Here is a 12,638-nt window from a genome sequence, read left to right as displayed (position 1 = left end):
CTGTCCGGCGCGTTAAGGGATTGCCGCAGCGCCATGAGACCTAGTGTGCCGCAAGACGGCCATTTTGTGGTGTGGCTTCTGCCCTGTTTGGCATAGGTATTCTATCCTACGAGAAGATCCTCGCCCTGGGTCCCGTGAGATAATCAAACAGCGCGATGTTGACCGTGACCTGTCATTGCTGAAGCGTTTTATGATGAAAGAAGCCTTTCGAGGTGCGGCGCAAAGTCCGATCAGCATAGCGGGCGCCGGCGTCGCGGCCGTTGGTCGGGCGGGTCTGGCCGGCAGTCCCTGTTGGGCCGGTGCCTTCTCGGGACAGCGCAAGGATCGTCGCTACTACGAGGTGGTCGAAGATACGATCTGCCGGGATTTCGATTTCCGCTACTTCATGATCAGGAATGGCGCGGGCGATATCTGTGCAATCCAGCCCTATTTCATTCTCGACCAGGATATTCTCGCCGGCATTCGCGGCAGGGCGATCAGAATCCTGACGGAGTTCGTGCGACGCTCATGGCCCGGTTTCATGCGGATGCGCACGCTGATGGTGGGCTGCGCGGCCGGCGAAGGTCATCTTGACGGAGCCGACGAATTGACGCGCTGCCGGCATGCGCGGTTGCTGGCGAGTGCCATCGAAAGGCATGCGCGTGATGCGAAGGCGTCGTTGATTGTCCTCAAGGAATTTCCCCCGGAATACCGAAGCTCATTGGCTTGTTTCCTCGACCGTGGCTACACGCGGGTGCCAAGCCTTCCCATGGTGTGCCTCAATCTCGATTATGCCGACTTTGACGATTACATGAAGCGCGGAGTCAGCGGCAAGACGCGCGCGTATCTTCGCCGCAACCTCCGCGCCACGGCCAAGGCTGATCCCATCGAGATGAGCGTTATTACCGATGCGACGCCGATCGTTGATGAACTCTACCCGCTCTATCTTCAGGTCTACGAGCGCTCGACGCTCCGCTTCGAGAGGCTGACGAAGGATTATATTTGTCAGATTGGTCGCGCCATGCCGGACAAGGTCCGGTTCTTTGTTTGGCGACAATGCGGCAGGGTTGTCGCTTTCAGTCTGTCCATGATGCAGGACGACACGATCTGCAATGAGTATCTCGGCCTAGACTACACCGTCGCCCTCGACCTGCATCTTTATTTTTACATATTTCGCGATATCATGAATTGGGCCATCGCTCTCGGCTACAGGCGTTGCCTCAGCAGCTCGCTGAATTATGATCCGAAGTGGCATTTGCGATTCCAGCTTTATCCGCTTGATCTCTATGTGCGGCACACATCACGAATTCCCAATATGGTGTTAAAGAAATTGCTGCCGCTGCTCGAGCCGACGCGTTACGACAAGACGCTGCCCCGATTTGCCAATTACCCGGAGCTTTGGGGGAGTGGGGGCGCGAGCTCTCCGGCATTTTCGGGCGGCGACGTGCGGAAGAAGGAAATAGGCTAGGTCTGCTCTCGGAGGAAGGAATGCGAAAGGTTTGCCTTGCCGCTGTCCTGTTGTCTTGCATGTGCGGCGCTGCGCTGGCCGCCGATCCGGCCGGCGAGTGGTTGGTGAAGGATGGCAACGCGCGCATCCGCATTGAGCCTTGCGACAACGGCCTCTGGGGATTCATTTCCTGGACGCGGGAGCCGGGAATCGATCGAAAAAATCCCGATCCGGCGAAACGAAACCGCCCCATTGTCGGCGTGCCGATCTTGCGGGGCATGATGCCGGTCAAGTCCAACAAGTGGGAAGGCGAGGTCTACAACGCGCAAAGCGGGAAGATGTATTCCGCCAGCATAACGCTGCTCAGCGACGACGTCCTGAAGATTGAAGGTTGCGTGTTGGGCGGCATCTTCTGCGGCGGCGAGAATTGGACGCGCGTGCAGCAGCCGGCCGATCCGAAGGCGGCTGCCAAAAAACCAAGTGGCCCTGCCACGGCCGGCGCAAGGCCGAAGGACGGCGCAGCCGCCGCGCCCAAGATTTGTCAGGATGAGTGACCGTTCGCCGGCTTCTCTTTGCCGTTGCGCGGCGGCCCCATCAGCGCCGGCTGGAACAGGACCGCGGCGCACATGGTGCAAACAAGCGACAATGCCAGCAATTTGCCCATGCTCGACGTGCCCGGGTGGCTCGAAAACCACAGGCTGCCGAAGGCCGTCGCCGTAGTGAGCGCGCTGAAGATGATTGCGCGGGTGAGACTGGATTGCAGAAGGTTGGTGCGTCCCGCGCGCCAGGCCATGATGTAGTAGATCTTGAATGCGACCCCGACGCCGAGCAGCAGCGGCAAGGCGATGATATTGGCGAAATTGAGCGGCATGCCGATCAGCACGCACACTTCCAGTGTGATGACGCCGGCCAGCAGCAACGGCACCAGTGTCAGCAGCACGTCGCCGAACCGCCGCAAGGCAATCCAGAGCAGAATGGTGATCGTCAGGAGCGCCCAGAATCCGGCCTGCAGGAAGGCGTTGACGATGGTGCGGCCCGCTTCCTGAAGCGACACCGGCGCGCCGGTGGCGCTCGGTTCAACCGCCAGCACCGCCTGGGCAAATTCACGCATCACCTCGTTGTCATTCGGGTCACCCTTGGGCACGACCTCGAGCCGCGCGCGGCCATCCGGCGTCATCCAGTCGCGGACAAGATCCTGCGGCAGCGTCTGCAGCGATACGGGTTGCGCGCGCAGCATGTTGCGCAGGTCTTCGAGCGCCGTCATAAGCGGGCCGATCAGGGCCTCCTCGGCTTTGGCTCGCAAGGCCGGATCCGATTTGGCGAGCTGCGACAGCAGGCCGGACAGGCGTTTCGCGGCAGCCGCGCCCGGACCATTCTCTTCGGCGGCCGTCTGCCTCAGGCTGTCGGCCGCGGCGTTGAGCGCGGCCACATTTTCTGCGTCGCTCGGCCGCGCGCTCACGCGTCTTGGATTGAGAACCGGCTCGAGCGCCTTTGCCGCATTGCGGATCTGCGCGAGCTTTTCATCCTGACCTTCCGGTACGAAATTCTGCAACGTCATGGTGCGCGAAACTTCCGGAAGGGGCGCAAGGCGTTTTCCTATCGCGTTCGCTTCGGCAAGCGATGGAGCCAGGATTTCAATCGAATTTGCGCCGGCTTCCGGGTCGCGCCGCAATTCCAGGAAAGTTGCGACGGATTCGACCTTGGGACTGCGCAGATTGATGGGGTTGAAATCGAACTGCAACTTCAGAAGCAGCGGTGCGCCGATCAGCGTGACCGCTCCGGTCAGGAGCACAATGGGAATCCGAAATCGCTCCATGAAGCGGTCGACCGGCGCGAGCGCGGCGTAACCGACGGGGGCGGGTTCGCCGGGCGGATTCAAGACCCTGAGCAAGGCGGGCAGCACGGTGATGCTGGTGATGAACGCAACGATCATGCCGACGCCGGCGATCAATCCGAGCTCGGACAATCCGCGATAGTCCGTCGGCAGGAATGACAGAAAGCCGGCGGCAACAGCGGCGGCGGCCAGCGTCAGGGGAATGCCCGCCTTTGCTGCAGCATTGCGCAAGGCGTCGCTGAGATCCTCGTTCTCGTGGCGCTCGGAGCGGTAACGCACGCTGAACTGGATCCCGAAATCGACACCGAGGCCGACAAAGAGCACGAAGAAGGCCACCGAGATCATATTGAAGGCACCGACCATCATCAGGCCGAGCGCGGCGGTGCTGGCGAGGCCGACCACGAGGCTGAGAAAGACCGCAAGAATGATCCGCGCCGAGCGCAGTGCCAGCCACAGGATCAGCAACACCGCGAGAATCGTGAGCACGGCATTCAGCAGTGCATTTTCCTTGAGGGTCGCGAATTCCTCATCCGCCATGGGAACCGGACCCGTCAGCCGCACCCGGGCGCCGTAATCGGAGGCCAGATTGAGATCGATGGCGGCCTGCCGGATTGCGCTAGTCGCTTCGCCGCCGGGTTCCAACGAGCTGAAGTCAAGTATGGGATCGACTTCAATGAAGCGGCGGAGCTGCCTTGCTTCAGCCTTTCCGTTCAACAGAACATGCCAGGAGAAGCTTGCAAATTTTCGGGAGAGGACATCCTCAAACGTATCGGCGAGCATGTTCATCGGTCGCGCCATGTCGTCGAGCTTGGCGCGGCCGGCACGCACCCCACCGGCGCCCAGGGCGACCACTTTCATCACCCCGCGCAGGCTGGGGTCATCGGACAACACGCCGATCAGCGGCCGCAGCTCGGTCAATCCGCCCGTGACGCGGGCGATATCTTCGGTCGAGGAGAACATGAGCGCATTCTCCGCGAAGAAGGGGCTGCCATCCGGCTGACGCACGGAACGGAAGTGGTCGCGGCGCCCGGAGATGCGCTGCGCCAGGGCGTCTGCAGCCTGCTTGGTCAATTCGGGTGTCGGCGCCTGCACCACCACAAGGATCGTCTGCGTGCGGTGCGGAAAGGCCTTTTCGAAGGCGATCTCACGCTGACGCCAAGGCGACGCGGTAGAAATGAGCTGGCTGACATCGGTGGTGATGCCAAAGTGTCGCATCGCATAAACCGACGAAGCGACCGTAAGCGCGGCGGCCAGAATGATCACCGGCCAGGCCAGCCAGGTGCAAAAACCTACAATGCGGATGATTATCGATTTCAGCATTTGCTACGAGGGACTATCGCTCTAATGTTAAGGCTGCCTTTGATGGCTTGCAGGGTGGCGGTTTTGAGGGACAAATAGATCAAAATATCGACCCTAATAAGATACCTGTTTTGCGTCAGTTGGAACTCGCAAATCCGCGACCGCCTCACATATTCGTCAACTGACGAGATTGCGTAGCAGGCTTGCTTGCCTCATTTCAAATCGGGCATCGCCAGGCGACCGGATCGAAAGCTGTCCACTGCCCGGTCGCGTGATCATCTGAGCATTGCGTCGCATTACACAAGAAATAAGCTCAGCCGCAGTCGTGCGTGCTAGGATTAAAGCGACTTGATGGGACTGATAAACAATGATGGAGGAATCAAATGGTTCACGGAGGGCTGGCTGCTCTGCTTGCGCTTATTCTGTTGTCGGCAGCAACCGGCGCCTTCGCGCAAGCGCCATCGCAAGCGCCCGCCCCCATTCCGTCCCCCTTCCAGAATCTGTTTCAGGGGACGCCGGAGGAGCAGGCTGCCTGCCGGCCGGATTCCAACAGGTTTTGCCGTGAGGCGGAGCCGGATACTTTTCGTGTGCTGGCCTGCCTGCAGCGCAACAGGACGAAGATTTCGGGCGCTTGCCGCAGGGTTCTGGAAAGTCACGGCCAGTAATCCGCCTGCCGGCCTCACAAACGCCGGAACCGGCGCGGACAATCAGGCGTTGAATATTCGGGCTTGAGGTCCGCTCTCATGCGCCTGTCGATACTCGCTCTTGCTGCTGTCTCGCTTCTGGTCGCGACACCGGCTGACGCGCCGGCGCAGGGGCTGGGTCCTATCCTGGGTCCGCTCGCAGCGCCGGTCGATTCGCTCTTGCGGCGCGGCGCGCGGGGTGTTCGACGGGTCTTGCGTCCCCCTGTGTATCGGCCGCGTGTGCGCGCTGTCCGCACGCCAAACGCTTCCCGCCGGGCGATCGCGCAGACGCCGGAGTCGTTACAGCATGCGCTTGCACAGGGACAGAGCGCGCAGCCGAAGCCGTTCTGGCCCGACGCGTCGCAGGACATCTTCGATTATGTGCTGTCGGCGAAAGCCATCGGTCTCTGGGCGCATGGCTACGGCGCCATCGTTGTCAGCATGTTCGAGCAACCGCCCAAAGCCGGCGGCGAACGTAACGCAAGTCGCGCCGATAGCGACAATGACAGGCAGACAACGGGCGCCGCGGCCGGCGATGAGACTGTCTGCGGTGAGAGCGGCGCGGATCGCGCGGAGGCGGTGACAAACCAGTTGGGCGACAAACTGGCGATTGCGAGCGATCAGCAGGCGATGCTGGCAGAGCTGCGCACGGCGCTGCATGCGGTGGACGGCGACATTCGTGCCGCTTGTCCGCGAGGGGCTCCGGCCACGCTGCCGGAGCGGCTGCGGATCATGCAGGACCGACTCTGGGCATTGCGTGTGACCACAGTCAATCTGCGCGCGCCGCTGCAGAAATTTCATGATGCGCTGACGCCTGAACAAAGAGCAAAGCTCGGCGAGCCGCAGACAGCCGCGCGCGAAAACCAGGAAAGCGCAGCGCGCGACGAGGGCGCAGCGCAGCGTTGTTATGCGTTGACGCAGATGGCGCCGCAATGGCCGGCCGAGAAGATGGCGCGCGTTCTCCGGCTGAACAAGGATCAGCAGGCGGACCTTGGAGCCTTGAACAAGACGTCGATGCAGATGGGAAAGCTGATGATGGGCTCGTGTCCGCAGCAGGCGCCGGTAACGCCGGCGGCGCGACTCGATGCCACGCTCGACTGGCTTGATTCCATGCTCTTCGCCGGGGCCAATCTGGCTGTGGCGGTCGATACGTTCTACGGCGATCTGAGCGACGAGCAAAAGGCGAAGCTCGATAAATTCGACCTGTGAGCCGCGGCTTGACCGTTGGCCGAAATCGAGACGACGGAACTCCTTTTCTTTCCGGGGTTTGATTGCAAGCAGCCAGAAACAGGGCTGCGACGCCAATTATGATTGGAGTCGTTTCATGAGACTCTTGTTCGTTCACCCAGGCCCATTGCTGTATACGCGGGTTTTCCTGCGGCTGGAACCGCTCGGACTCGAACTGGTTGCGGAGGCGGCGCGCCGCGCCGGACATGCCACCCGGCTGATTGATCTGCAGGTCGAGAGCCATGACGACTATCACCGCATGATCGCGGAATGGCGTCCCGATTTCATTGCATTTTCATGCAACTATCTCGCCAATGTTCCCGAGATTGTCGATCTGGCGAAGGAGACCAAGGTGGTTTTGCCTTCGTGCTTCATTTGCGTGGGCGGCCACAGCGCGTCATTCACGGCGCGGGCGATCATCGATCATGGGCAGGGCGCCGTCGATTGCGTGCTCAAGGGCGAAGGTGAAGCGGGGATTGTCAAACTCATCGACATTGTCGCGCAGGACCGGGACGCGGTCGCTGAAGCGCCGGGTGTTGTCACGGCGGACAGCGAGGGGCCGCAGCCGCATTTCGTACACAACCTCGATGAGTACAAGCCGGGGCGCGATCTCTTGCGCCATCGGCGCAAATATTTCATTGGCATTCTCGATCCGGCGGCCTCGATCGAATTCTCGCGCGGATGCCCGTGGGACTGCTCGTTTTGCAGCGCCTGGACATTTTATGGACGCAGCTATCGTCTAGTCAGCCCTGAATGCGTGGTCGAAGACCTTGCGTCGATCGCGGAGCCCGGCGTCTTCATCGTCGATGATGTGGCCTTCGTGCATGGCAAGCATGGCTTCGCGATCGGTGAGGCGATTGCCAGGAAGAGGATTCGTAAGAAATACTATCTGGAAACGCGCGGGGACGTGCTGTTGCGGAGCAAGGAGGTTTTCAAGTTCTGGAAGTCTATTGGACTCGAATATATGTTTCTCGGAATCGAGGCGATCGACGAGGAAGGCTTGCGCAAATTCCGCAAGCGCGTCCCACTTGGCAAGAATTTCGAGGCGCTCGAATTCGCGCGCACGCTCGGGATCGCAGTGGCGATCAATCTGATCGCCGATCCGGACTGGGACGAGGACCGCTTCGCGACGATAAGGGAGTGGTGCCTTGATGTCCCGGAAATCGTGAATATCAGCATCAACACGCCTTATCCCGGAACCGAAAGCTGGGTCACCGAACCACGGCGGCTGGCCACCCGCGACTACAGGCTGTTCGATATCCAGCACGCCGTCCTGCCAACGAAATTGCCGCTGGAAAAATTCTATCGGGAATTACTGAAGACGCAGCGTGTGCTCTATCGCAAGCACCTGAATTGGCGCACGGCTCCGAAAGTGGGCATGGCAGGTCTGGGATTGCTCATGCGCGGCCAATCGAATTTCGTGCGCGGCATGCTGCTCTACAACAAGACCTTCAACCTCGACAAAATGCTGCACGATCACGCGCAACCCGTCCGCTATGAGATCCCGCTGCCGGCGGCGGCGTTGCCGGCCGCCAGAACCGCCGGACTTTACATCCACGCGCCGCGTGGCCGCGCCGGACGTCACATTGACGATTCAACCGAGCAGTTCGTCGACCAAACGCGCATGGGAAGCGCGGCGGAGTGAGCATTTATTGCAGATTGAATTGCAGTTCTTTCTGCAAGACGACGCGGCCGTTCTGCTCGACCTGGTAGGTCGCCTGATAGGTGCCGCGATCCCAGCCCGCCGGCGGGCGGCGCTTGCCGACAAACAGGAAATTCTGCGCCTTGTTGCGGTCGAGCGGAGCCAAGCGGTTTTTTGCCAATTCCTGTCCTGACGGTGATCGAAGATGCAGCGACTGCACGTCTCCGGCCTTGAGGCCGATGGTGCGCACGAATGCGACCAATGCAGGAGAATCGGCTGTCGGCGGCGTCCGCCCGGCGTCGCCATTCTCAATCGCCGCCATGGTGAGCTTGTCGGCTGCAAAGCCGGCATTCAGTATCGTGCGCTCCTGATAAGCAAGCCGCTCGCGCAGAGAAGCGGCCCACAGCATTTCACCGCCGCGACAAGCCCCGGCGGTCGCGCCATAAGCGAACGGATCGACGGTCTTGCCGCCGTGGCGGACGGTCAGGTGAAGGTGCGGATATTCGGTTAATCCGGACAGGCCGACGCGCCCCAGCGTCTGTCCCGATGTTACCTCCTGCCCGGGCCGCACTTGCACGCTGCCGCGCTGCATGTGGCAGTATTGCGTCTCCCAGCCATCGGCATGCGCGATCACGACGCCATTGCCGCATTCCCGTCCGCTGACCGATTTGCGGTCATTGCCCCGGATGCTCACGTCCGCAACATCGTTGCGCACCCGAAGAACGCGGCCATCCGCCGCGGCAAGCACGTCAACGCCCCTGCGCTGCGCCTCCATGGACGGCAAGCGAAAATCGGTCCCGTTATGATCGTCGTAGGTCAGGGTTCCGCATCGATAGTCGCTGGCGGCGGACGAAGGGTCGGTATCGACGTAATTTTGAATAAAGCAGGTGCGCCCGAGCTCGCAGGCCACGGGCAGATTCAGCTCGAGATTTGCGGCGGGTGCAGCGGTCGTCAGTCCCATCGTGACAACGAGGGCGCCGATATGCCAGTCGCGCGTGAAATCTGTCAAAGTCACGGCCCTGTCACTTTTAACTGCGATTCGGATGGCGATCATCGCCGGCCGCACCGTCGACAACCGCTCCGGCGAGCCAAAGTTTCCATCCGTCCAGCGCGAGAAACTATGTCATCGACCAGCCGTGGCTGACATTGAGCGATTGCCCGGTCAGGGCATTGGTTTCAAATGCGGCAAAGAACAAGGCAACGCGGGCGACGTCCTCATAGGTGGTGAATTCGCCGTCGACGGTTCCGCCGAGCATCACTTTCTTGATCACATCTTCTTCGGAAATCCCGAGCGTCTTCGACTGCTCCGGAATCTGCTTCTCGACCAGGGGCGTACGCACGAAGCCGGGGCAGATCACATTGGCGCGCACGCCATGGGCGGCACCTTCCTTGGCGATCACTTTCGCCAGCCCCATCAGCCCGTGCTTGGCGGTGACATAGGGCGCCTTGAGCAGGGACGCTTCCTTGGAATGCACCGAGCCCATCAGGATGATGCTGCCGCCGCGGCCCTGCCGGTACATGTGCCGCAAGGCGGCGCGGGTGGTGAGAAAGGCGCCGTCGAGATGGATGTCGAGCAGCCGCTTCCAGTCGGCAAAGGCGAATTCGTGCAAGGGTGCCACGATCTGGATCCCGGCATTGCTGACCAGGATGTCGAGGCCGCCAAAGGTTTCGACAGTCTTCGTGACACCGGCCTCGACCTGCGTCTCGCTGGTCACGTCCATGGCGACGCCCAGAGCCTGTCCGGCGCCGGCCAGTTCCCGCGCGACGGCCTCGCTGGCCTTTTGGTCGAGGTCGGCAATGACGACCTTCGCGCCGGCTTGGAGATAGATTCTGGCGATTTCCTTGCCGATGCCGCTGGCGGCGCCGGTGACGAGGGCGACTTTTCCGTTCAAACGCATGGGACTCTTCCGTGAAATGTCGGCCGGAGGGTCGAAATCGGCCGCTCCGGCTTTGCCAACTCCTATGCCACCGCGCCTCAGACTTCACAAATGCGGCCATGCAGCCCTGTTTTGCCGCCCTCTGCGCAAAACCCCCTGATTTTGCCTCTTTTCTTGACAACACCCGGGTCCGGCGAGAGACCGCTCACATGGGAAAAGGTATGTCAATTCGATTGGCCCGGCGCCAATGGGCTGTTGCGCCGCTGGCAGCGGCTTTGCTGCTTGTTTTCATGGCGACAGGTTCCGCGCAATTTCTGGCCCCGCAACAGGCGCAGGCCCAGAATGCTGCGCCCGATCCCTTGTCCAGCCTCGAACCGGGCAAGCTGGCCCTCGATCAGCTCGAATCCACGCTTCAACGCGACGAATTGGCCGACGATGTCCTGAGCGAGACCCGCGGCAGCCTCGAACCTCTACGCGGCGAGTTGCGAGAAGCGATCGAAACGCTGGAGCGGCGGCTGGCCGATGTCGAGACGCGTCTGAAGCAGATCGGTGATCCGCCGGCGGCCGGTGCTCCCCCGGAAGAAGCACCGCTGGCCGCCGAACGAACGCAGCTCACCCAGCGACGCGCCGTGCTTGACGGCGGGGTGAAGCAGGCTCGCCTGTTGGTTCTGCGCGCCGACGACCTCGCCAAACGCATCACCGAACGCCGGCGCAATCTTTTTACACAGCGATTGCTGGGGCGTTCCTCCAGTGCGCTTGATCCCTCGTTCTGGACACAAGCCGCACGCGCGGCGCCGGACGATTTGCGCGGCATTTTCTATCTGGGACAGTCCTGGTGGAACTATGCGCTCGCCAATGGCGGGATCGGAAGCATTGTCGCTGCGCTGCTCACTCTGCTGGCGCTCTGCGGCATAGGCGCCATGGCCGGGCGTTGGCTGCAGAGCCTTGATCTTCGGCCGGCAATATCCGGCACGCGCTTTGCCAAGTCCTTCTACGCGCTGACCACGTTGCTGCGCGTCGCCCTGATTGCACCCGCCATGGTCGGAATTGCGGTCCTTGTGCTCGACAGCTTTGGCCTGGTGCCGCCGCGCATCATGGAAATGGCGCGTGGTCTCATTGTCGCCGTCGGGCTCGCTGCGTTTGGTCGCGGCGTTGCAACAGGATTATTCGCTCCCAATGACGGCGAACACCGCCTGCTCAACGTGTCGGACGAGACGGCGCGGCTTGTCACCCGACATATGGTCTGGGCGGCGCGAATTCTTGCCGTCATCGTCTTCGTAACGATCGTCCAGCGAACGGTTGTCGCGCAAGTGTCGCTGACGATCGCAACCTCGGCCCTGTTCTCAATCGCCATCGCCTTCTTGCTCGCGCACTTTCTGATCAAGATCGGATCGGTCCAGGATGACGACGGAAATGACGTCATCGGCGGGGCGCATTGGCTGCGCGGCGCCGGCTGGTTGCTGGTGGTTGGCATTGTCGTTTCCCTGGCGACCGGCTTCATCGCTTTCGCCGGCTTTCTCTCCGGCCGCTTCCTGGTCGCGGTCGGCGTTATCGGCGCACTCTACATCCTGCTGACATTCACAGATGCGCTGTTCACTGAGGTCCTGACCGCGAATACGCCGCGCGGCCGCGCAATTGCCGGTTTCTTCGGCCTGAAGCCGCGCTCCATCGAGCTGCTGGGCACTTTATTGTCGGCGGTGCTGCGGGTGATGCTGATCCTCGTTGTCCTGCTGCCGCTGCTCGGACCATGGGGACTGTTCGCGGCTGATTTCTTCGGAGTGGTCCGCGACGCCGCCTTTGGCTTCCGTATCGGCGATGTCACCATCTCGGTCACCGCAATCCTGACTGCGTTCCTGATCTTGCTGGTCGGCGTTGTGGCGACACGCGCCGTGCAGCGCTGGCTCGCCACGCGCTTTCTGCCGCGCACGACGCTGGAGCCCGGCCTGCAAAATTCCGTCTCAACCATCTTCGGCTATGTCGGCGTTATCGCCGCGCTGATGCTGGCGCTCGCTCAGATGGGGCTGGATTTTCAGAAGATCACAATCATCGCCGGCGCGCTGTCGATCGGCATCGGTTTCGGTCTGCAGTCGGTGGTGTCAAATTTCGTTTCCGGCCTCATCCTGCTCGCCGAGCGTCCGATCCGGGTCGGCGACATCATCAATGTCAAAGGCGAGGAGGGTCGCGTGCAACGCATCCATGTGCGCGCGACCGAAATCGAGACCGGCGACAATGCCAGTGTCATCATTCCGAATTCGGAGCTGATAACCGGCGTGGTCAAGAACTGGACGCACGCCAATACCTTCAGCCGCATTGTGGTGAAGGTCGGCGTCTCCTATGACAGCGACGTCGAAAAAGTGCGCGACATTCTGCTCGACATTGCCAAAGCTCATCCCCGCCTGATGCAGTCGCCGGCTCCAGTCGCTCTCATTACCGGCTTCGCCGAAAGTGCAATCAATTTCGAGCTTGGTGGGGTGGTGCGTAATATCGGTGACGGCGGCAGCGTGAAGAGCGATCTCTATTTTGCCATTCTGCAGCGCTTTCGCGCCGAGGGGATATTGATACCGTTCCCGCAGCGGGAGATCGCCGTGCGCGAGCTGGATCATAGAGAGTCGAAACCGGGCAAGGCGGCAAAGCCGTCCTGACCCTCATC

Annotated in this window: 8 protein-coding genes; 5 read left to right on the top strand and 3 right to left on the bottom strand. The window is 61.3% G+C overall.

All coding sequences use genetic code 11. The features are described 5' to 3' along the window. The first annotated feature begins 43 nt into the window (after positions 1-43). Positions 44-1,447: a GNAT family N-acetyltransferase gene (locus tag RO009_06640; GenBank protein ID MDT3684701.1), complete on the top strand. Its 1,404-nt coding sequence runs from the start codon at positions 44-46 to the stop codon at positions 1,445-1,447. A 20-nt stretch (positions 1,448-1,467) separates the two neighbouring features. Then, positions 1,468-1,980, top strand: coding sequence for a DUF2147 domain-containing protein (locus tag RO009_06635; protein MDT3684700.1), 513 nt, complete (start codon positions 1,468-1,470; stop codon positions 1,978-1,980). On the opposite strand, the gene RO009_06630 is transcribed toward RO009_06635, so the two are convergent. Continuing rightward, positions 1,968-4,580, bottom strand: a complete 2,613-nt coding sequence (locus RO009_06630; GenBank protein ID MDT3684699.1) for an MMPL family transporter — start codon at positions 4,578-4,580, stop codon at positions 1,968-1,970. The genes RO009_06635 and RO009_06630 overlap by 13 nt on opposite strands. Before the next feature lie 722 nt (positions 4,581-5,302). Between RO009_06630 and RO009_06625 the strand changes: the two genes are divergently transcribed. Both RO009_06625 and hpnR read left to right on the top strand, forming a co-directional pair. Continuing rightward, entirely contained in the window at positions 5,303-6,451 is a 1,149-nt protein-coding gene (locus RO009_06625) for a Spy/CpxP family protein refolding chaperone (GenBank protein MDT3684698.1), read from the top strand. Positions 6,452-6,566: 115 nt separating this feature from the next. Then, entirely contained in the window at positions 6,567-8,114 is a 1,548-nt protein-coding gene (gene hpnR, locus RO009_06620; protein ID MDT3684697.1) for a hopanoid C-3 methylase HpnR, read from the top strand. A gap of 4 nt (positions 8,115-8,118) precedes the next feature. On the opposite strand, the gene RO009_06615 is transcribed toward hpnR, so the two are convergent. Beyond that, positions 8,119-9,126: a M23 family metallopeptidase gene (locus RO009_06615; GenBank protein MDT3684696.1), complete on the bottom strand. Its 1,008-nt coding sequence runs from the start codon at positions 9,124-9,126 to the stop codon at positions 8,119-8,121. 103 nt (positions 9,127-9,229) lie between these two features. Beyond that, on the bottom strand, positions 9,230-10,009 hold the full coding sequence (locus tag RO009_06610; protein ID MDT3684695.1) for a 3-hydroxybutyrate dehydrogenase: 780 nt from the start codon (positions 10,007-10,009) through the stop codon (positions 9,230-9,232). Between the two features lie 200 nt (positions 10,010-10,209). On the opposite strand from RO009_06610, the gene RO009_06605 reads away from it, so the two are divergent. Further along, positions 10,210-12,630: a DUF3772 domain-containing protein gene (locus RO009_06605; protein MDT3684694.1), complete on the top strand. Its 2,421-nt coding sequence runs from the start codon at positions 10,210-10,212 to the stop codon at positions 12,628-12,630. Positions 12,631-12,638 lie beyond the last annotated feature (8 nt).

It is taken from the genome of Pseudorhodoplanes sp., from assembly GCA_032027085.1.
Lineage (GTDB): Bacteria > Pseudomonadota > Alphaproteobacteria > Rhizobiales > Xanthobacteraceae > Pseudorhodoplanes.
The sequence above is the reverse complement of the archived record's forward strand: the minus strand, read 5'-3'. Positions and strand labels throughout refer to the sequence as shown.

Coding starts and splice junctions, on each gene's coding strand:
- hpnR (MDT3684697.1), top strand. CDS start 6,567: ATGAGACTCTTGTTCGTTCACCCAGGCCCATTGCTGTATACGCGGGTT.
- RO009_06635 (MDT3684700.1), top strand. CDS start 1,468: ATGCGAAAGGTTTGCCTTGCCGCTGTCCTGTTGTCTTGCATGTGCGGC.
- RO009_06610 (MDT3684695.1), bottom strand. CDS start 10,009: ATGCGTTTGAACGGAAAAGTCGCCCTCGTCACCGGCGCCGCCAGCGGC.
- RO009_06630 (MDT3684699.1), bottom strand. CDS start 4,580: ATGCTGAAATCGATAATCATCCGCATTGTAGGTTTTTGCACCTGGCTG.
- RO009_06625 (MDT3684698.1), top strand. CDS start 5,303: ATGCGCCTGTCGATACTCGCTCTTGCTGCTGTCTCGCTTCTGGTCGCG.
- RO009_06605 (MDT3684694.1), top strand. CDS start 10,210: ATGTCAATTCGATTGGCCCGGCGCCAATGGGCTGTTGCGCCGCTGGCA.